At 75.7% G+C, this 19,928-nt stretch carries 19 protein-coding genes; 13 read left to right on the top strand and 6 right to left on the bottom strand.

Going from position 1 to position 19,928, the window contains the following annotated elements:
- Positions 1–213 precede the first annotated feature (213 nt).
- The 10 genes from ABFY07_RS31780 (at position 214) to ABFY07_RS31735 (ending at position 9,057) form a co-directional block, all read left to right on the top strand.
- Positions 214–1,095, top strand: a complete 882-nt coding sequence (locus tag ABFY07_RS31780) for a universal stress protein (RefSeq protein ID WP_346177809.1) — start codon at positions 214–216, stop codon at positions 1,093–1,095.
- Between the two features lie 96 nt (positions 1,096–1,191).
- Positions 1,192–1,689 carry a hypothetical protein gene (locus ABFY07_RS31775; RefSeq protein WP_346177808.1) on the top strand — a complete coding sequence of 166 codons (498 nt, stop codon included), beginning with the start codon at positions 1,192–1,194 and terminating at the stop codon, positions 1,687–1,689.
- On the top strand, positions 1,689–2,615 hold the full coding sequence (locus tag ABFY07_RS31770; RefSeq protein ID WP_346177807.1) for a V-type ATPase subunit: 927 nt from the start codon (positions 1,689–1,691) through the stop codon (positions 2,613–2,615). Before ABFY07_RS31775 ends, ABFY07_RS31770 begins: the two co-directional genes overlap by 1 nt.
- On the top strand, positions 2,602–4,074 hold the full coding sequence (locus ABFY07_RS31765) for a V-type ATPase 116kDa subunit family protein (RefSeq protein ID WP_346177806.1): 1,473 nt from the start codon (positions 2,602–2,604) through the stop codon (positions 4,072–4,074). The genes ABFY07_RS31770 and ABFY07_RS31765 overlap by 14 nt, the downstream gene beginning before the upstream one ends.
- The gene (locus ABFY07_RS31760; protein WP_346177805.1) at positions 4,071–4,496 is read left to right on the top strand and encodes an ATP synthase subunit C; all 426 of its coding nucleotides are present in this window, start codon (positions 4,071–4,073) and stop codon (positions 4,494–4,496) included. Before ABFY07_RS31765 ends, ABFY07_RS31760 begins: the two co-directional genes overlap by 4 nt.
- An 11-nt stretch (positions 4,497–4,507) precedes the next feature.
- Positions 4,508–4,720: a hypothetical protein gene (locus ABFY07_RS31755; RefSeq protein WP_346177804.1), complete on the top strand. Its 213-nt coding sequence runs from the start codon at positions 4,508–4,510 to the stop codon at positions 4,718–4,720.
- Positions 4,717–5,244, top strand: coding sequence for a hypothetical protein (locus ABFY07_RS31750; RefSeq protein WP_346177803.1), 528 nt, complete (start codon positions 4,717–4,719; stop codon positions 5,242–5,244). The genes ABFY07_RS31755 and ABFY07_RS31750 overlap by 4 nt, the downstream gene beginning before the upstream one ends.
- Positions 5,241–7,004 (top strand): V-type ATP synthase subunit A, encoded by a 1,764-nt coding sequence (locus tag ABFY07_RS31745; RefSeq protein ID WP_346177802.1) that lies wholly within the window; start codon positions 5,241–5,243, stop codon positions 7,002–7,004. Before ABFY07_RS31750 ends, ABFY07_RS31745 begins: the two co-directional genes overlap by 4 nt.
- Positions 7,001–8,416: a V-type ATP synthase subunit B gene (locus ABFY07_RS31740; protein WP_346177801.1), complete on the top strand. Its 1,416-nt coding sequence runs from the start codon at positions 7,001–7,003 to the stop codon at positions 8,414–8,416. Before ABFY07_RS31745 ends, ABFY07_RS31740 begins: the two co-directional genes overlap by 4 nt.
- Positions 8,413–9,057: a V-type ATP synthase subunit D gene (locus tag ABFY07_RS31735; protein WP_346177800.1), complete on the top strand. Its 645-nt coding sequence runs from the start codon at positions 8,413–8,415 to the stop codon at positions 9,055–9,057. Before ABFY07_RS31740 ends, ABFY07_RS31735 begins: the two co-directional genes overlap by 4 nt.
- A 95-nt stretch (positions 9,058–9,152) precedes the next feature.
- On the opposite strand, the gene ABFY07_RS31730 is transcribed toward ABFY07_RS31735, so the two are convergent.
- Positions 9,153–10,028 carry a universal stress protein gene (locus ABFY07_RS31730; RefSeq protein WP_346177799.1) on the bottom strand — a complete coding sequence of 292 codons (876 nt, stop codon included), beginning with the start codon at positions 10,026–10,028 and terminating at the stop codon, positions 9,153–9,155.
- Positions 10,029–10,104: 76 nt separating this feature from the next.
- The gene (locus tag ABFY07_RS31725; RefSeq protein WP_346177798.1) at positions 10,105–10,764 is read right to left on the bottom strand and encodes a CBS domain-containing protein; all 660 of its coding nucleotides are present in this window, start codon (positions 10,762–10,764) and stop codon (positions 10,105–10,107) included.
- A 152-nt stretch (positions 10,765–10,916) separates the two neighbouring features.
- Here ABFY07_RS31725 and ABFY07_RS31720 point away from each other — a divergent pair, with 152 nt between their 5' ends.
- The gene (locus tag ABFY07_RS31720; RefSeq protein ID WP_346177797.1) at positions 10,917–12,164 is read left to right on the top strand and encodes an Acg family FMN-binding oxidoreductase; all 1,248 of its coding nucleotides are present in this window, start codon (positions 10,917–10,919) and stop codon (positions 12,162–12,164) included.
- Here ABFY07_RS31720 and ABFY07_RS31715 read toward each other — a convergent pair whose 3' ends face one another.
- Complete coding sequence (locus tag ABFY07_RS31715) at positions 12,165–12,824, bottom strand: CBS domain-containing protein (protein WP_346177796.1); 660 nt, start codon at positions 12,822–12,824, stop codon at positions 12,165–12,167.
- A 27-nt stretch (positions 12,825–12,851) separates the two neighbouring features.
- Positions 12,852–13,739: a universal stress protein gene (locus tag ABFY07_RS31710; RefSeq protein ID WP_346177795.1), complete on the bottom strand. Its 888-nt coding sequence runs from the start codon at positions 13,737–13,739 to the stop codon at positions 12,852–12,854.
- 169 nt (positions 13,740–13,908) lie between these two features.
- On the opposite strand from ABFY07_RS31710, the gene ABFY07_RS31705 reads away from it, so the two are divergent.
- Together ABFY07_RS31705 and fdhF are read left to right on the top strand one after the other, a co-directional pair.
- Positions 13,909–15,594 carry an NAD(P)H-dependent oxidoreductase subunit E gene (locus ABFY07_RS31705; protein WP_346177794.1) on the top strand — a complete coding sequence of 562 codons (1,686 nt, stop codon included), beginning with the start codon at positions 13,909–13,911 and terminating at the stop codon, positions 15,592–15,594.
- Positions 15,591–18,314 (top strand): formate dehydrogenase subunit alpha, encoded by a 2,724-nt coding sequence (gene fdhF, locus ABFY07_RS31700; RefSeq protein ID WP_346177793.1) that lies wholly within the window; start codon positions 15,591–15,593, stop codon positions 18,312–18,314. The genes ABFY07_RS31705 and fdhF overlap by 4 nt, the downstream gene beginning before the upstream one ends.
- On the opposite strand, the gene ABFY07_RS31695 is transcribed toward fdhF, so the two are convergent.
- Both ABFY07_RS31695 and ABFY07_RS31690 read right to left on the bottom strand, forming a co-directional pair.
- On the bottom strand, positions 18,272–19,147 hold the full coding sequence (locus ABFY07_RS31695; RefSeq protein WP_346177792.1) for a universal stress protein: 876 nt from the start codon (positions 19,145–19,147) through the stop codon (positions 18,272–18,274). The genes fdhF and ABFY07_RS31695 overlap by 43 nt on opposite strands.
- A 108-nt stretch (positions 19,148–19,255) precedes the next feature.
- Positions 19,256–19,924 carry a potassium-transporting ATPase subunit C gene (locus ABFY07_RS31690; RefSeq protein WP_346177791.1) on the bottom strand — a complete coding sequence of 223 codons (669 nt, stop codon included), beginning with the start codon at positions 19,922–19,924 and terminating at the stop codon, positions 19,256–19,258.
- Positions 19,925–19,928: the final 4 nt, after the last annotated feature.

Below are 19,928 nucleotides of genomic sequence, written 5' to 3'. Positions count from 1 at the left end.
TGATTGCACGGTGCGCGGTTGTGGACCGCTTCTCCGTGTCTCTTGTCGCCCTCGGTGCCACTTCCATCACACCACCGCGCCGCCCCGAGCGGAAGGGCCGACCAGTCCCGCCCGAGGGCCGGTCCGCCCGTCCGGGCGAGCCCGGCCGGTGCCACGGTGGACACAGGAAGCACCCGAAGCGGATGAACCGGCCGCAGGAAGGCGGTGGGGACGATGTCGCTCTCGCTGGTCGTGGGCGTCGACGGATCGGAGTCGAGTCTCCAGGCGGTGGACTGGGCCGTGGACGAGGCGGCGCGCCACGGGCTGCCCCTGCGCCTGATCCACGCCTCCCGCTGGGACCGGTACGAGGGGAGCCTCCCCTACTTCGACACCGGCCGCCCGCCCTCCGCGGAGATCCTGGCCGAGCGGATCGCCGCGTCCGCCACGGAACGCGCGGCGCTGCGCGACCCGGACGTCAAGGCCTGCGGCGAGGCGGTGGCCGAGGACACCGTGACCGCGCTGCTGGCGGCCAGCCGTGAGGCGTTCGCCGTGGTCACGGGCGCGCGCGGCGCGGGCGAGCTCGCCGGGTCGCTCCTCGGTTCGGTCAGCCTGGCGGTGGCGGCGCGCGCCCCGTGCCCGGTGGTCGTGGTCCGCGGCGGGGAGCGGAACCGCGCGGGGGCCTTCGGCCGTGTCCTCCTGGCGATCGGCGATCCCGCGGAGGGCTCGGCGGCGGCGCGGTTCGCCTTCGCCGAGGCGCGGACCCGCCACGCCGAAGTGCGGGCCGTACGGACCTGGCTGTGCCCGGCGGAGCGGCACGCGGGCCGGCCGCTGCACACGCAGGAGGCCACCACCCTGCTCTACGAGGACCAGGCGGCGAGCGTCCTCGGCGAGGTGCTGGGCCGGGTCGAGGGTGAGCGGGACGGGATCGTCTGCCACCGCGATGTGGTCGAGGGGCCCGCGCACCGGGTGCTGCTGGACCTGTCGGAGCATGCCGACCTGCTGGTGGTCGGGGCCCTCCGCCGCCCCGACCACACCGGTCTGCAGCTCGGCCGGGTCAGCCACGCCGTTCTGCACCACTGCGCGTGTCCGGTGGCCGTCGTGCCGGACCGCCCGTGACGGTGGCCGAGCCCCCGTGGACGAGCCGGCCCGGCGCGACAGAACGGCTCCGGGTGCGGACACTTGGGGAAAGGCGGCGAACCGTGAGGAGCGCGCGTGGCCGGATTCCGGGATTTCCTGCTGCGGTTCCGTCCGGTGGGTTCGCCGGGCCGGGCGGCGCCCGGCGGCGTCCCGGCGGACCGCGCCGCCGAACTCGCCGCCGAGCTGGCGCCTCCGCTGTCCCATCTGGAGGCGGCGGAGGCCGAGGCGCGGCGCATCCGTGAGGAGGCCGCCCGCGCGGCGGCGGCGAAGCGGCGGGACGCCGAGCGACAGGCGGAGGCGATCGTGGGGCAGGCCCGGGCGCGGGCCGGCGAGGTGCGGGCCGAGGCCGCGGACCGGGCCCGCCGAGCCGCCGAGGCCGAGGCGGCGGAGCTCCTCGCCACCGCGGAGCGGGACGCGGCCGCGACCCGTGCCCGGGCCCGGGCCCGGATGCCCGCTCTCCTGGACCGGGTGGCGCGCCTGGTGATCGAGGACATCGAGGCATCCGGGCCGCCGGTGGCCGGAAGGGCCCCGGCGCGAGGTGCCGACGGGGGCCCGCCGGAGCGGGGCCCGTGATGGGCGCCGGATGGGTGGCGGGGGTGACGCGGGCGAGGGCCATGCTCTCCCGCGCGCTCGGTGCGGAGCGGGCCGGGGAGGTGGCCTCGGCCCCGGGTCTGGACGCCGCCGTGCGGTACCTGAGCGCCTCGGCCTACGGCCACGACCTGCCGTCCGAGGCGTCTGTCGCCGAGGCCCAGCGGGCGGTGGCGGAAACCCTGGTGTGGCATCTGCGGGTGCTGGCCGGGTGGCAGCCGCCGAGCGGTGTGACCGCCCTCCGGCTGCTCGCCTGCGGGTTCGAGATCTCCAACGCGGAAGACCATCTGCGGGCGCTGACGGACGGCGGGCCGCCGCGGCCGCCGTACCGGCTGGGCACGCTGGCGACGGCCTGGCCCCGGCTGGCCTCCACCGGCTCGCCCCAGGAGCTGCGGGCCGCGCTGGCCGCCTCCGCCTGGGGTGACCCGGGGGCCGCCACCCCCGCGGCGGTGGCGGTCGGCATGCGGGTCTCGGCCGCGGTGCGCACGGCGACGGCCGTCCCGGAGGCCGCGCGCTGGGCGGCGGGGCGGCTCGCGCTGCTGGTCGGGCGCGAGACGTTCGTCGCCCGCCGCTCGCTCCCGCGCGCGTCCGGCCTGCGGGCGGGGCGGTTGCTGGGTACGGACGCCATGGCCGCGTCGTCGTATCCCGACTTCCAGCGGCGCCTGCCGCCCGCCGCGCGGTGGGCCGTGGCCGGGGTCGAAGGACCGGGCGAGCTGTGGCGGGCCGAATGGCGGTGGTGGCACCGGCTCGCCGAGGACGGACGGGGCCTGACGCACGGAGCCCGGCTGGGCCGCGCGCCGGTGGTCGGCGCCGCGGCGGTGCTCTCCGCGGACGCGTGGCGGGCGCGAGGCGCGCTCGAGCTGGCCGCCCGGGGCGGTGGCCGGTGGGAGGCATTCGATGCTCCGGCCTGAGCCGATGGTCCCGGTCCGGATGCGGCGGGTGGCGATCGTCGCCCCGTGTGCCGCGCTGCGGGACGTCCTGGTGCGGGTCGCCGAGGCCGGCCGCGTCGAGATCGACTCCGCCGACGGCGGCGGGGCACACGCGCCCCGCACCGCGCCGGGCTCCGCCACCCGCCGGCTGCGGGCCGCCCGAACCGAGCCGGGAGGCGCCGTGCTCAGTGCCGCTCCGCCCGATCTCGACGCGCTGGAGCGAGCGGGCCGCACCGATCTGCTGGCCGGCGAGGCGCAACTCGAGGAGCGTCTCGGCGGCGCGGTACGGCAGGGCGCCGTGGCGGCACTGGCCGGCTGGTGTCCCGCCGCGGACGTCTCGGCGACCGCCGAGCGTCTCGCCCCGGCGGGAGGCTCGCTGGTTCCCCTGCGCACGCCGCGTGGCGTCGACCCTCCCACCCTGCTGCGTGGCACCGGCGCGGTGCGACGCTCGTTCGCCGGTCTGGTGCGCACATACGGGACGGTGCCGTACGCGGACCTGGACCCCAGCGTGCCCGCGGGCGTCGTCTACGTGGTGATGTTCGGGGTGATGTTCGGCGACGCCGGGCACGGGGCGCTGCTGCTCCTCGCCGGGCTGTCGCTGCGGCTCGGCCGTCCCCGCCGGGCAAGGCCGCTGCGCGGCCTGTGGCCGTTCGTCGTCGGGGCCGGGGTGACCAGCACCCTGGCGGGCATCGCCTACGGGGAGTTCTTCGGTCCGACCGGGGTGCTCCCGGCGCTGTGGCTGAACCCGCTGCACGACCCCCTGCGGCTGATGGCCGCCGCCGTGGGTCTCGGCGCCGTGCTGCTGGCCGTCGCGTACGGGGCGGGGATCGTCAACCGCTGGCGGGAAAGCGGGCCGTCGGGCGCCCTGTACGCGCTGTCCGGCGTCGCCGGGGCGATGCTCTACCTGGGGCTCGCGGTGATGGGCGGCGCACTGTGGCTGAGCCGCGCCGGTGTGCTGTTCGCCGGGGCCACGATCGCGGGCGCGGGCCTCGTCCTGGCGAGCTGGGGGCTGTTCGCCGTGACCGGTGGCGGTCCGGGCGGAGTGGTCCAGGTCGGTGTCCAGCTCTTCGACGGGGTGCTGCGCATCGGGTCGAACGTCGTCTCCTTCGCACGGCTCGCGGCCTTCGGGCTCACGCATGCCGCGCTGGGGGCGATCGTGTGGCAGGGCACCACGGCGCTGGCGCGCGCGGGCCAGGCGGCGCTGGTGGCCGCCGCCGTGCTGTTCGTCGTCGGCAACGCGCTCGCCTTCGCGCTCGAGGCGCTGGTCGCCGGGGTGCAGGCGCTGCGTCTCGAGTTCTACGAGCTGTTCTCCCGCGTCTTCGAGGCCCAAGGCCGTCCCTTCCGCCCCTGGCGGCTCCCCGTGCTGGACGGCGGGCCGAACGGCGGGGGCGTCGCGGCGACAGCGCCTCGGCGGGACGCGCCGGACAAGGAGGCCCTGTGATCGCCTGGCTCATCGCCCTGCCCCTCGTCGCCGTGGTCGCCGCGGGACTGCGCCGACTGACCGTACGCCGTGGCCGCACGGCCCTGCGCTGGGTGCTCGCCGCGAACGCCCTGCTGTTCGCGGCCGCCCTGGCGCTCCTGGTGGTGGCGCTCGACGGCCGGTCCGCACAGGCCGCCGCCCCCGTGGCCGCGGCGGCCCCGACGACGGGCTCCGGGTCCGCGGCGCTGATCGGCGCGGCGATCTCGGTCGCCGGGGCGTCCCTGGGGGCGGCGATCGCCGTCGCCTACACCGGTGCCGCCGCGGTGGCGGCGCTCAGCGAGCGCCCCGAGCTCTTCGGCCGCGCCATGGTGATCGTCGGCCTCGCCGAGGGCATCGCGATCTACGGCCTGGTGATCGCCATCATCCTGATCGGAAAGGCGTGACGGTGGGACGCGTGGCGGCCGTCGGGGAGCGTAGCCGAGTGGCCGGGCTGGCCCTGGCCGGAGTCACCGTCGTGGCCGCCGAGGAGCCGCGCGCGGTCCGCGACGCGTGGCGGGGCCTGCCGCCCGACGTGACCCTGGTGATCCTGACGCCCGCGGCGGCCGACGCGCTCGGCCCCGCGCTCGGGGCGGGCACCCGCCCGCTCACCGTGGTGATGCCGTCGTGACACAGCCGCTCCCCCACCAGGCGGAGGCCGCCCTCGCCCCCGTGCGCACCGCGCTGCTGAGCGCGGCCGCCGCCGAGGCCCGGGAGCTGCTGGACCGTGCGGACCGGGAGGCCGGGGCGCTGATCGCCGAGGCGCGCGACCGGGCGCGGTCGCTGCTGGAGGATGCCCGCCGGCAGGGCGAGCGGGACGGCGCGGCGGCCGCCCGCGGCATACGGGCCCGCGCCCGCGGCACGGCCCGCGCCCGGGAGCTGGCCACACGTGGCCGGATCTACGAGGATCTGCGCTCCCGGGCCCTCGCACGCGTCCGGGAGGCGTGGGACGCCACAACCCGCCCGGCCGACCTCGGCCTGTTGCGCTCCCGCGCCCGACGGGTGCTGGGCCCGGACACCGAGGTCACCGAGGCCCCCGGCGGAGGGGTGGTGGCCCGGCTGGCCGACCGGCGCGCCGACTACACCCTGGAGGCCCTCACCGCGCGCGCGGTGGACCGGCTCGGAGCGGAGGTGGAGACGCTGTGGTCGGCATGACCGCCACCGCGGCGGAGCGGCCGGGGCACCCGGAGGGTCCGGCTCGCCCGTGTCGGATCCTGCGGGTCGCCGGACCGCTGGTCGAGGTGGAGTACGTCGGCGGAACGGCCATGTACGACCTCGTCTCCCTCGGGGAGGCCGGGCTGCCCGGCGAGGTGGTGGCCATCGGCGGCGATGTGGTGACCGTGCAGTCCTACGAGTACACCGGTGGTCTGGCGCCCGGTGACACGGCGCGGCCCCTGGGCGCGCCGCTGTCCGCCGCCCTCGGCCCCGGCCTGCTGGGCGGCGTGTTCGACGGTCTGCTGCGGCCGCTGTCCGGCGGCGGGGAATGGCTCCGGCCCGGGAGCGTCCGCCCCGCCACCCCGGAGCGCACCTGGTCCTTCGTGCCGGGGGTGAGCGAGGGGGGACGGATCGAGGAGGGCGGCGTGGTCGGGGAGATCCGGGACGGCGGGCCGGTCCGCTCGCGGGTTCTCGTGCCGCCGGGGGTGGGCGGCGTGGTGGAGCGCGTCGCCGCCGCGGGGGCGTACCGGCAGGACGAGGTGGTGGCGGTCGTGGGCGGGGCCGAGGTGCGGATCGGCGCCTCGTGGCCGGTCCGCCGGCCGCGTCCGGTGCGCGAGCGCGGTGGCGAGCGCGAGGCGCTGGGCACCGGACAGCGCGTGATCGACCTGCTGTTCCCCGTCGCCCGCGGCAGCACGGTGGCCGTCCCCGGCGGATTCGGCACGGGCAAGACGATGCTGCTGCAGCAGATCGCCAAGTGGTGCGACGCGGACGTGATCGTCTACATCGGCTGCGGGGAGCGCGGCAACGAGATGGCGGACGTCATCGCCGAGCTGGCCGCGCTGGAGGACCCGCGCACCGGCGGGCGGCTCGCCGACCGGACGGTGACCATCGCCAACACCTCCAACATGCCGATGATGGCCCGTGAGGCGAGCGTCTACACGGGCGCCACGGTCGCCGAGTACTTCCGGGACATGGGGCTCGACGTCGTCGTGATCGCCGATTCCACCTCGCGCTGGGCGGAGGCGCTGCGCGAGTTCGCCTCGCGCACCGGCGCGCTGCCGGCCGAGGAGGGGTACCCGGCGGGCCTGGCGTCGGCCATCGCGGCGTTCTACGAGCGCGCGGGGGCCGTGGTCACGCTGGGTGGCGAGCGGGGCTCGGTCACCATGATCGGGGCGGTGTCCCCGCCCGGCGGCGATCTGACCGAGCCGGTCACCGCGCACACCGAGCGGTTCGTACGCTCGGTGTGGTCGCTGGACCGCGACCTCGCCTACGCCCGCCACTACCCCGCGCTGTCGTGGTCCGGGTCGTTCTCGCGCGACGCCGCGGTGCTCGCCGAGCGGCGTGCCGCGGCGGGCGACGCCGCCTGGGCCGACCGGCGGGCCCGGCTCGCGGCGGTGCTCGCCGAGGCCGACCGGCTGGCCGATCTGGTCGACCTGGTCGGCGTCACGGCACTGCCCGATCCGGAACGCGTCGGCGTCCTGGCCGGGCGTCTGGTGCGCGAGGGGGTGTTGCGGCAGAGCGCGTTGTCCGCCAACGACGCCTACTGCGGGCCGGACAAGGCCGCGGCGCTGGCCGACGCCGTGCTCGCGACCGTCGACCGCTGCCGTGAGCTCGTCGCCTCGGGGGTCCCGGCGGCCACCGTGGAGGCGGTGGACTTCGGCCCGGTGCTCCGGGCCCGCGAGGAGGTGGGGCCGCACGACACCGAGGGGGTGGAGGCGCGGCGTCAGACCATGCTGGACCGGCTCGGGGAGCCGCGGTGACCGCCTGGAGCGAGGTCGAGTACACGGCGGTGCGCGAGCTGCGCGGCCCGCTGGCCGTCGTGGCGGGGGTCTCGGGGGTGGGCTGGGACGAGTTCGTGCGCATCACCCTGGATTCGGGCGAGCGGCGCTACGGCGTGGTGCTGGAGGTGGACCGTGAACTCGCCGTGGTCCAGGTGCTCGAGGACACCTCCGGGATGGACCCGGCGCGGCTTCGGGTGTCCTTCGCCGGCGAGCCGCTGCGCGTCCCGGTCGGGACGGGCTGGCTGGGCCGGACGTGCAACGGCCGTGGCGAGCCGGTGGACGGTGGCCCGCCGGTTTTCGGCGGGGCGAGCGCGCCCGTAGGCGGCACGCCGATCAACCCGGTCCGGCGGGAGCCGCCGTCGGATCCGGTCCTCACGGGCGTCGGTGTCATCGACGCGCTCACCACGCTGGTGCGCGGGCAGAAGCTGCCGGTGTTCTCCGTGGCCGGGCTGCCCCATCTGGAGCTAGCCCTCCAGATCGCCGCGCAGTCCACCGTCGGCGGCGCGGCGTTCAGCGTGGTGTTCGCCGGGATGGGCCTGACCCATGCGGACGCCTCCTTCGTACGGGACGCCCTGGAGGAGCGCGCCGCGGCGGGGGAACTCGTCCTGCTGCTCAACACCGCCGACGACCCCGTGATCGAGCGGATCCTGACCCCGCGCATCGCGCTGACCGTGGCCGAACACCTCGCCTTCGCCCGCGGACACCACGTGCTGGTGGTGATGACCGACATGACCGCTTACGCGGAGGCGCTGCGCGAGGTCTCGGCGGCCCGCGGCGAGGTCCCGGCCCGCCGCGCCTACCCCGGCTATCTCTACAGCGACCTGGCCTCGCTGTACGAACGCTGCGGACGGATCCGCGGCCGGAGCGGCTCGGTCACGGTCCTGCCCGTGCTGACCATGCCCGCGGGCGACATCACCCATCCGGTGCCCGACCTGACGGGATACATCACCGAGGGCCAGATCGTGCTCTCCCGGCAGCCGCACGCCCTGGGGGTGTACCCCCCGGTGGACGCCCTGTCCTCGCTGTCCCGTCTGATGCGCAAGGGCGCCGGCCCCGGACGTACCCGCCCGGACCACCTCGATGTCGCGGCCCAGACGCTGGCCGCGCTCTCCCGGGCACGGCAGGTCCGGGAGCTGTCGGACCTGGTCGGGCAGGGGGCGCTGAGCCCGACCGACCGCCGCTATCTCGACTTCGACCAGGCGTTCTGGCGCCGTTTCGTGGCTCAGCCCCGCGACGAGGCGCGCCCGTTGGACCAGACCCTGGACGCCGTCTGGCAGGTGCTGCTCACGCTTCCGCGAAGCGAGCTGGCGCTGCTGCCCACCGCACTGCTCGACGCGCACGGCGGCCGGGACGTGCCGGCCGGCGGCGAGCGCGAAGGAGCGGAGGAATGACGACCGCCCCGGGAACACCGCCCTCACGCGCCGACCGCCTGCGCCTGCGGCACAGCCTGGACGTCGCGCTGCGCGGAGCCGACCTCCTGGAGCGGAAACTGCGCGTCCTGCGGTCGCGCCACGAGGAGTTGCTGCGGGCCGAGGAGACGCGTGCCCGCGCGTGGCGGGACTCGGTGCGGGCCGCCGAGACCTGGCTTCTTCGGGGTCTCCTCCTGGGCGGCGAGCACGGCCTCCGGACGGCGGCCGAGGGGGTCGGCGACGCGGAGGTCACGTGGGGCGAGGAGTCGACGACGGGGGTCCGCCACCCCACGCTCGCCGCGTGCCGCGTCCCGGAGCGCTCCCCCGAGGCCGCCGCTCCCCGCAACACCGCCTTGACGCACGCGGAAGCCGCCTACCGCGAGGCGCTGCGGGCGGGCGCGGAGTGCGCGGCGGCGCGGACGGCCGCCCGGCTCGTGGGAGACGAGGTGGCGCGCACCCGGCGGAGGGTCCGGGCCCTGCGCCGCCATTGGATCCCCCGGCTGGAGGAGTCGCTCGCCCGGGTCGTCCTCGCCCTGGAACAGGCCGAGCACGAGGACGCCGTACGACGTCGGTGGGCCGCCCGGGGGACCGCCGGCGGACCGGGCCCCGGCCACCGCCGGTGAGCCGGGGCCGCGCGCCCTCCGGCCCACCGCGACCCCTGTTCCGTGTCGGCGACAGCTCATGACGGCTTGTGATGCGGGGGTGCGGCGGGGCCCGCTCATTCGTGGGGGATCACGGCGACCGGACACGTCGCGTGGTGCACCGCCGCCTGCACCACGGGGCCGAGCCGGGGCGCCAGGGCGGCCCGGTGCCTGCGCCGGCCGATCATCAACAGCCCGCTGCCGGCGGCCGCCCGTACGACAGCCTGCGCCGGGCTCTCCAGCCGGACCTCGTCGATCACCCGGACGCGGGGGAACTTCTCCCGCCACGGCCGCAGCACCTCGTCCAGCTCCCGCTGCGCCTTCTCGGCGAGTTCCTTGGCGATGCCGGGGTCCACGCCCCAGGGGACGAACGCCTGGACTGGCAGGCCGGTCCCGTGGACGGCGCGCAGGGGCACACCGCGGGTGAACGCGGTGACGTAGGCGAACTCGAGGAGGTTGTCCTGGGGGCCGTGCAGGCTCAGCCCGACCACCACGTCCCGCTCGCGGGCCTCGGGGGTCCGTGCCTCATCCGCCTCGCCGGCGCGCACCAGGACCACGGGCCGCTCGGCCCGGCCGACCACGTAGAGGCTGATGTCGCCGAGGAAGAAGCTCGCCACGGGCTCCATCCCCCGCGACCCGAGCACCAGCATCCGGGACCGGGCGGCCGCGTCGAGCAGGGCGGTCTCGGCCTCCTCGGCGACCAGTTCCTCGGTGATGGGCAGATCCGGGTGGCGGCGGCCGAGTTCCGTGCGCGCGTCGTGCACGATCCTCTTCGCCCAGTAGTTCTGGTCGTCGGCCGCGGGGCTGTCCGGCGTGGGCGGGGACAGCATGACCCACGCGTGCAGCAGGCGCAGCGCGAGTTCGCGGCGCTTCGCCTCGTCGGCGGCCCAGCGGGCGGCGGCGAGGCTCTCCGGCGAGCCGTCGAGGCCCACGGTCACGACTTGTTCGTCCATGGCGTTGCTCCGTCTCGCGCGTAGCGGTCATCCGCGTGTCATCCGTGTCGTCCGGGTGTCAGCCGTGTCAGCCGTGTCAGCCGTGTGTGTCGTCGGTGGCGTACGCGATGTGCTCGGTGACCGAGACAACCCCGTCCACGCTGCGGCACAGCCGTTCGATGACGGGGATCAGGCTCCTGCTCTCCACCGAGCCGCGCAGCGTGACCTCCCCCTCCCGTACCTCCGCCGTCACCGCGGAGGGGGCGAGCCGCAGGGTCCGCCGCAGGACGTCGCGCTCGATCTCCTCGCGGAGCGCGTCGTCGTGGCGGAGGAAGATCCGCAGCAGGTCGCCGCGGCTGATGATGCCCAGCAGCTTGTCGGTCTCGTCGACCACGGGGAGCCGCTTGACTCCTTGGACCGCCATCAGCCGGGCCGCCTCGACCACGGTCCACTCCGGACGCGCGCACACCGCGGGACCCGACATCAGCTCCTCGGCCCTCGTGCCCTCGGTCTTCGCGCGCTCCCAGGCCTCCAGGTGCGGAATCGGCACCCGGCCGGACGGATCGGCCTGGCCGGAGGACTTGCGCAGCAGATCGTCCTCGGACACCACCCCGATCGGACGGTCCGAGGCGTCCACGACCGGTACGGCGGTGACATCGTTCTCCGCGAGGAGTTCCACGATCTCCTTGAACGGCATCTCGCGCGGCGCCCGGACCACGTTGCGGGTCATGAGTTCCCCGACCGTCCTGTGGTGCATCTCCCGGCTCCCTTCGGACACGCTCGGACCCCCGCACCCGCCACTTTGCGCGGCATGAGGACCATCGGGTACCCATCCAAGGACATTTCGCCCATACCAATGGTCTCCGATCGTGAAACCCTGGACAAAGACGGAAGGACGGAGAGGCGGGGATGCCGATGCGTGCCCATGTCGGCGACCAACTGATTGTCGAAAGCCCTACGACGGGTGCGACCAGGCGTGACGGCGAGATCGTCGGGATCCATCACGCCGACGGGACGCCCCCCTATGACGTGCGCTGGTCGGATTCCGGACACGTGACCCTCGTGTTCCCCGGGCCGGACGCCCATGTGCACCACATCGGCCACCCCTCCGACGCGGCGCCAGGAGCCTCCGGCCTCAGGCCGGGGGCGAAAGCGCGGGCGAGCGCGGGCCCGCTCTCCGACGCGGAGGTGACGGATCTGGTGCGCGACGCGGCGGCCGCCCCGTCGATGCACAACGCGCAGCCCTGGCGGTTCCGGTACTTCCGCCGCGACCGCGTGTTCCAGGTGATCGCGGACCTGGCGAGGACCCTGCCGCACTCCGACGCGGACCTGCGCGCCCTCCACCTGGGCTGCGGTGCCGCCCTGATGAACCTGCGCGTCGCGGCCGCCCACACGGGCCGGCGGCCGGCGACCCGGCTCCTGCCCGAGCCCGACGACCCCACGCTGCTCGCCGCCGTGTCACTGGCCGGTCCCCTCGGCGACGGAGACGAAGACGACCTGGCCGGGCTGTACCCGGCCGTCCACGCCCGGCACACCAGCCGGTCCCCGTTCGCCGAGACCGAGATCCCCGAGCCGGTGCGCGCCGCCCTCCGGGAGGCGGCCGGGGCGGAGGGCGTGTCGCTGTCCTTCGCGTCGGGATGGCATCTGCGGACGGTGCTGGACCTGGCCTCGGAGGCCGAGGCGCGCAACCTCACCGACCAGGGCAGCGTCGAGGACCTGACCCACTGGACCGGGCTCTCCGCCGAGACGCCGCGGTCCGCCGGCGAGGGGGTGCCTCCGGACGCCTTCGGCCCGCGCCGGCGCGGCGGCAAGGCCCCCGTGCGGGACTTCGCGGGCGGCAGGCCGGTCCCGGGCCGGGAATCCGCCGATTTCGAGAGCACCCCTCAGCTGGCGCTGCTGGCCACCCCGGGCGACGAGGCGGCGGACTGGCTGCGGGCGGGCCAGGCCATGGAACGCGTCCTGCTGACCGCCACCCGCGAGGGACTGGCCGGCTCCTTCGTCACCCAGGCCCTCGAATGGCCCGACCTGCGCTGGCCGCTGCGCGACCCCGTGTCCGGGGCGGGACACGTCCACATGGTGCTGCGCCTCGGCTACGGCCCGCCGGGCCCCAGAACACCGCGCCGCCCGACCCGCCACATTCTCGACCTCCTGCCCTGATCACCCGTCGGCTCGCCGGGCGCTGGTGAAGTGGCACTCGACGTCCACCACCCCCTCCACCGCCCGGATGAGACGCGCGGCCACCGGGATCATCGCGGCGTTCGAGATCTGCCCGCCGAGCGTGACGACGCCCTCCTCCACCCGCACGTGTACGGCATGGCTCACCCCGGGGAAGAGGTAGGAGATCACCGTGCGGCGGACCTCCTCCTCGATGTCCTCGTCCGGCCGCAGGAAGACCTTCAGGAGATCACCCCGGCTGACGATGCCCTGCAACATCCCCTCGCTGTCGACCACGGGAAGCCGTTTGACCCGCCGGACGGCCATGATCCGGGCCGCCTCGGCCAGGGTGGCGTCCGCGTGAACGGTGACCGCCGGGGCACTCATCAGCTCCTCCGCCGTCACCGCCCCCGCCTTCGCGAGGTCGGGGAGGCGCCGCAACTGCTCGAATCGGTCCGGGTCGCTGTCCCGGAACTCCTCCTTGGGCAGCAGATCCGCCTCGGAGACCACCCCGACCACCCGGCCCTCGCCCTCCAGGACCGGGATGGCGCTCACTCTCCACTGCCCCATGGTCCTGACCATTTCCTTGAACGACGCGTCCCGGCCGACAGCGACCACCGTGCGCGTCATCACCTCGCTCACCTGGTGCGGAGTCTCGGACACGGAAACCTCCTCTATAGCCCGTCCGGTTCAGTCGACGCGGCCCGGCCGCGGAACGGTGAGCACCGGGCACCGCGCGTGGTGAAGCACGCCCTGGCTCACCGAGCCCAGCAACATGCCGGTGAAACCACCGCGTCCCCGCGTCCCCACCACCAGACCGACCGCGTGGGCGGACGCCTCGGTCAGCACCTCCACCGGGTGGCCGGTGACGACCTCGTGGTGCAGCTCCACCTCCGGGTGGGTCGCGGTGCGGCCGGCGACCGTCTCGGAGAGCACCCGGCGGCACTCCCCCAGCGCCGCGTGCTCGTCCAGGGTGCCGAGCAGCGGAGGGTGCCACACACAGACCGCCCGCAGGGCGGCACCACGCAGGGCGGCCTCCTCGAACGCGAAGTCGACCGCCGCGGCCGAGTGGGCGCTGCCGTCCACGCCGACCACCAGGTACGGCGGGCGCTGGGTGACGTGCTCCGGTTCCGGCACCACGATGACCGGGCAGTGCGCGTGGGCGATGACCGGCAGCGCCACCGAGGCGGAAGTGAACAGCTCCTGCGCGGCGCTCAGATGCCACGAGCCCAGCACGACCGCCCCGGCGTCCGCCGCCTGTTCCCGCAGGACCCACGCCGGGTCTCCCTCCGCCAGCAGCGCGGACACCTCCACCCCGGGGCGCCGGGACTCGGCGAAGGCGACCGCCTCCCCGAGCACCCGCTCGCCCTCGGTGTGCAGCGCCTGGTTCCACTCCTCCCAGGACGGCCGCACCTCCCTCGACCGGTAGCCCCTGGTCGGGACACCCTGGGCGTGCACCAGCCGCAACGGCAACCCGCGCCGCGCCGCCTCGTCCACGCCCCAGGCGAGCGCCATCCGCTTGGTGGGGTCGGCGTCGACACCCACCACGACCGGCCGGCGCCCTCGCGGACTCGTCATCGCGACCTCCCGGGATCCGCCCCGCCCCGTGCGTCTCGCACCTCTCCAGCCTGACCCCGTCCGCCGCCGGTCACCATCCGGCGGCGCCGCCTCCTCGCCCGGCGACGGGCCGCCCGGCAGCGCCCGTGCCCGAATTGCACCATGACGCGGATGCTTCCACGATGAGGTCATGGTCCCCGCGGGTCCTGCGGACCGTTTCGACGCGTTCCGGGCCCTGGCCGACCGGCGCGGGCGCCCGGGACACAGGCTGATCGAGTCGCTGGCCGAGGCCAGGGCGGGCACGGCGGACGGCCCCGAGGTATGGGCCCCGGCGGTCGCCGCCGGTTTCGGTCTGCCCGCCGCCGCCGCGCTCGGACCGGCCGGATACTACGCGGACCTCGCCGCCCCGCACGGCCGCCGTCACGTCCGGGTCTGCGCGGGGACCGCGTGCTTCGCCGCCCGGGCCGGACGGCATCTCACCGAGGTGGCGGACGAGCTGGGCGTACCGGTGGGCGCGGTCTCACCGGACGGCGGGACATCGGTGCAGGCGGTCCGCTGTCTGGGGTACTGCTACGCGGGTCCCGCCGCGCTCGACGGAGAGAAGGCCTGCACGGGCCCGACAGCGGCCGGTCAGCTCGCGGGGCGGGAGCCCCCTCGGGCGCCGGAGATCCCGGCGGCCGACGACACCGGCGACCCCGTACTGCTGGGAGGCGTGGTGGCGGGTGAGCTCCCCTGGCAGGTGTGGCCGCGGACGGTGGCGGCGGGCACCCCCGACGAGGTCCGGCGGGAGGTGGCCGTGTCCGGGCTGCGGGGACGGGGCGGAGCCGGATTCGGGGTGGCCGCGAAGTGGGCGGCGGCCGGGCGGGCGCCCGGCACCGTGGTGGTGGCCAACGGCGACGAGGGGGACCCCGGCTCCTACGCCGACCGGCTGCTGATGGAGGGGGCACCGGAGCGGGTACTGGAGGGTCTGGCGCTGGCCTGCTTCGCGTGCGGTGCGCGCCGGGGTGTGGTGCTGGTGCGCTCGGAGTATCCGCGTGCGCTCGCCCGCGTGCGGGAGGCCGTGGGGCGGGCCTACGCCGACGGGCACTTCGGCTCGGCCGTTCACGGCACGACGACCGCTCTGGACATCGATGTGGTCGAGGGGGCCGGCTCGTACGTCGCCGGTGAGGAGACCGCTCTGATCGCGAGCCTGGAGGGGGACCGGGGCTGCGCCCGGCCACGCCCGCCCTACCCGACCCGGCGCGGGCTGTGGGACGCGCCGACGGTGGTGAACAACGTCGAGACCCTGGCGGCCGTCCCGTGGATCGTGTCCCGGGGCGGTGAGGCATACGCCCGGCGCGGGGTTCCGGGCGAGACCGGGACGAAGCTGGTCTGCCTGTCGGAGCGGTTCGCCCGGCCGGGGGCGTACGAGGTGGAGCTGGGCACCCCGCTGCCACGGATCGTCGACGGGCTGGGCGGCGGGCTGCGGGACGGAGGTGAGCTGACCGCTCTCCAGGTCGGCGGGCCGCTGGGCGGCTTCCTCGCCCCCGACGCGCTGGACACGCCCTTGACCACCGCCGATCTCGCGTCCCGGGGCGCCGCTCTCGGCCACGCCGGACTGGTCGCCTTCGACCAGCGGGTGCCCCCGGAGGAGGTGCTGCGGCACATCTGGGGGTTCGCCGCGGCCGAGAGCTGCGGCGCCTGCTCACCCTGCCGGGTCGGCTCCCGCCGCGGGCTGGAGCTGGCGGCCACCGGGGCCCCGCCCGGGGCGGAGTGGGAACGGCTCGCGCGGGTTCTGGCCGAGGCGAGCCTGTGCGCCTTCGGACGACGGATCCCGCCCGCCGTGCACAGCCTCGCCCGCGCCTACGGGGGCCGGCTGCCGGGGTGGGCCGCATGACCGGCCCCGAGACGGTGGTCGAGGTCGACGGCACGGTCGTCGCCGTCCCCGAGGGGGCCTCCCTGCTGGCGGCGGTGCGGGCGGCCGGGATCGAGCTGCCCTCGCTCTGCTCCGACGACCGGCTCTCCCCCGCGGGCTCCTGCCGTACGTGTCTGGTGCGGGCCGACGGGCGGGTGGCGGCGGCCTGTGTCACCCCGGCCGCGCCCGGCGCCCGCGTGGAGACCGCCACCGACGACCTCCGGCGGCTCCGGCGGGACGCGGTGGAGGTCATCGTCTCCGCCCTGCCCTCCCGGGCCCTCACGACCGGCAACCGCAGCGAACTGGCGCGGGTGTGCCGGTCGCTGGACATCGGCCAGGAGGCGGCCCGGGGCGCGGGGGGCCGGGGCGGGGACGACTCCCACCCGTACGTCCACCTGGACCGGGACCTGTGCATCGCCTGCGGCCGGTGCGTCCGCATGTGCGCCGAGGTACAGGGCACCTTCGCCCTCACCCTGGTCGGCCGGGGCGCCGACACCCAGGTCGCCCCCGGGACCGGCGGCCCCTGGGCCGAGTCGGACTGCGTGGCCTGCGGCGGCTGCGTCGACACCTGCCCCACCGGCGCGATCGCCGAGCCGGGGCCGGGCCGCGGGCTCACCTCCGCGCACCGGCCGAGCGCCACCCGTACGACCTGCGGGTACTGCGGTGTCGGCTGCGCGCTGGACGTCGTCACCCGCGACGGCGAGGTCACCGCGGTGCTGCCTGCCCGGGACGGCCCCGTCAACCAGGGGCACGCGTGTGTGAAGGGCCGCTTCGCCCACGGCTACCTCACCTCCCCCGAACGGCTGACCCGGCCCCTGCTGCGGCGCGACGGCCGCCTGGAACCGGCGAGTTGGGACCAGGCCATCGGGGAGGTCGCCCGCGGGCTGCGGGCGGCCGTCGCCGCCGGGGGCCCGGACGCCGTGGCGGCGATCTCCTCGGCCCGCGCCACCAACGAGGAGAACTACCTCGTCCAGAAGTTCATGCGGGTCGTGGTCGGCACGAACAACGTCGACAACTGCTCCCGGCTGTGCCACTCCCCGTCCGCCGCCGGCCTGACCGCCTCCTTCGGGCTCTCCGGCGGCACCGACACCTTCGACGACGTCGAGCGGTCCGACTGCCTGCTGGTGGTCGGGGCCAACCCCGTCGAAGCCCACCCGGTGGTCGGAGCGCGACTGCTGCGGCGTGTGCTGCACGGCGCCGGGCTGGTCGTCGCCGACCCCCGCGCCGTCGGCCTCGCCCTGCACGCCGACGTGCATCTGCGCCCCCGCCCCGGAACCAACGTGGCCCTCTTTCACGGGCTCGCCCACGTCCTGCTCGCCGAAGACCTCATCGACGAGGAGTTCCTGCGCGAGCGGGCCACCGGCCTGACGGAACTCGCCGCACTGCTGGACGACTACCCGCCCGACCGGGTCGCGGACATCACCGGGGTGCCCGCCACCGACCTGGTGGCCGCCGCCCGGCTGTACGGCCGCGCCCGCCGGCCCGCCATCCTCTACGGCCTCGGCGTCACCGAGCACCTGCACGGCACGGACGGGGTGCGGTCCCTGGCCAACCTGGCGATTCTGCGCGGCGCCGTGGGCACCGACCGCGGGCACGGGGTCATGCCGCTGCGCGGCCAGAACAACGTCCAGGGCGCCTCGGACATGGGCGCGCTGCCCGACGTCCTGCCGGGCTACGGCAGGGTGACCGACCCCGCCGTACGGTCCAGGGCCGAGGCGGTATGGGGGGTACCGGTCCCGGAGCGGCCCGGACTGCGGATCCCCGGCATGTTCGCCGCCGCGCGGGCGGGGGAGCTGCGGGCGCTGTGGGTCATCGGCGAGGACGTCTGCGCCACCGACCCCGACGCCAACCAGGTGACCCGAGCCCTGGACACCTGCCCCCTCGTCATCTGCGACGAACTGTTCCTCTCCGAGACCGCCCGCCACGCCGACATCGTGCTGCCGGCGGCGTCCTGGCTGGAGAAGGACGGCACCTTCGTCAACTTCGACCGGCGGTTCCAGCGGGTCAGGCCCGCCGTGCCCCCGCCGGGCGGGACTCGCGCCGACTTCGCCATCGTGCACGCCGTCGCGTCGGCCATGGGCACCGCCCTCGGATGCGCGACGCCGGCCGAGGCGCTGGCCGAGTGCGGACGGGTCGCGCCCGTCTTCGCGGGCCTGACGCACGGCCGGCTGGACCGCGAGGGTGCCGTCCCCTGGCCCTGCCCGGACCCCGGCCGCCCCGGAGAGGCCAAGCTGTACGAGGAGCGGTTCGCCACGGCCGACGGACGGGCGCACCTCGCCGCACCCCCCTATCTGCCACCGGGTGAACAGCCCGACGACGACTATCCGCTGCTCCTGGTCACCGGGCGGCGCTGGGCCCACTACAACTCCGGGAGCATGACCCGCCGAGGCGGCAACCTCACGCTCGATCCGGTCGACTTCCTCGACCTCCACCCCGGCGACGCCCTCCGGTACGCCGTGGACGACGGCGTGCCGGTCACCGTGGAGAGCCGGCACGGCCGGGCCCGGCTCATCGCCCGGATCAGCGAACAGACGGCCCCCGGCCAGGTGTTCTGCGCCATCCACTTCCCCGGGAGCGGAGTGAACCGCCTCACCTCGCACCACGCGGACACCGTCACCTCCTGCCCCGAGTACAAGGTCACGGCGGTGCGCGTGTCCGGTCAGCCGCGCCGCGGCACGACGGCGACCGGGCAGTGGGAGTGATGCAGCAGGGCGTGGGCGACCCTGCCGAGCTGCAGACCGAAGCGGCCCTGCCGCCGCGGGGCGCCGACGACCAGCAGGTCGGCATCCGCCGACATCTCCACCAGGACCTTGTGTGCCGGGCCTTCGACCGGCACACGACGTACGTCGACCCGGGGGTGGTCCCGTACCGCCTCGCGCAGCACGTCGGTGAGTTCGGCGGACGCCCGTTCCGCGTGCACCCGGGCGGCATCGTCCGCGAGCAGAGGGTGGTCCGCGTGCTCATGGGCCGGGCAGCGCCAAGCGCGCACGGCCTCGAGGGCACAGCCGCGCGCCTCGGCCTCGCGCAGGGCGAACCCCACGGCGCCCGAGCCCTCGGCCGAGTCGCCCACGCCGACCACCACCCGCCCGAAGGCTCCCCGCCGGTTCCGCTCCGGGCCACGGACCACGATGACGGGGCACTCGGCGCGCCCGGCCACCGCGAGGCCGACCGAGCCCAACAGCCGCCCGGTGAGCTCCCCGCGGCCGCGGGAGCCGGTGATCAGGGCACTCGCCTCCTGGCCCGCGCGCAGCAGCGCGGAGACGGCGTCCTCGGGCAGCACCTCGCCGGACACCTTCACCCCTGGATCGCGGAGCCGGGCCCGCTCCGCGCCTGAGGCGATGATGTGCTCGGCCATGATCTCGTCGGCGGGACGATCGGTGCCGAAGGACGGGCGCCCTCCCTCGTAGCGCTCCCACAGGGAGCCGTAGACGAGCCGCAGCGGCACCCCGTGCCGTGCCGCCTCGTCCACCGCCCAGTCCACCGCGTCCAGGCTGGAATCCGACCCGTCGACGCCCACCACCATCGGGGTTTCCATCGGTCCCACCGCCTTCCTCGCCGACCGCTGAGAGCGCCCCTGTCACGCCGAGAGCGCCCCTGTAATACCGTCGCACCGCTCGGGGCCCCTCGCGACACGCGCACCGCGTCAGCTCTTCGCCAGCAGCTCCTTGAGGGCGATGTTCAGCTTCAGGACGTTGACCCGGGGCTCGCCGATGAAGCCGAGCGTGCGGCCCTGGGTGTGCTCCTCGACCAGCTTCCGCACCCGGGAGACGGGCAGGCCGTTCTTCTGGGCGACGCGGTGGACCTGGAGATCGGCGTAGTCGCGGGAGATGTCCGGGTCCAGGCCCGAGCCGGAGGAGGTCACCGCGTCGGCCGGGACGTCGGAGGGGCGGACCGGGTGGCCGGGCACCGAGTTGTCCTTGATGACGGCGGCTTTGGCGGCCTTCACCCACTGGACGAGCTCGGCGTTGTCCGCGGCGCGGTTGGTGGCGCCGGAGACGAGGAGGTGGTACCGGGTGTTGACGGTGTTGCCGCCGAGTCCGTTCCGCGGGCGGCCCTGGAACCACTTCAGGTCCGGCTCGGGTGTCTTCTGGCCCTTCTTCAGCGGCAGGTCGTAGGCCTGGCCGATCCGGGACGAGCCGACGACCTTCCCGTCCGACCTGATCTCGGAGCCGTTCGCCTTGTCGCGGAACAGCCCTTGGGCGACGCCGGTGACGACCAGGGGGTAGAGGACGCCCGTCACCAGGGTCAGCACGAGGAGGGCGCGCAGGCCCGCGCCCAGCAGCCGGGCGGTGTTCGTCAGGGAGTTGGTCATGTCC

It is taken from the genome of Streptomyces sparsogenes subsp. cuspidosporus, assembly GCF_039532705.1.
GTDB classification, from domain to species: domain Bacteria; phylum Actinomycetota; class Actinomycetes; order Streptomycetales; family Streptomycetaceae; genus Streptomyces; species Streptomyces sparsogenes.
Note: the sequence above shows the minus strand (reverse complement) of the source record. Positions and strands in the feature narration are given on the sequence as shown.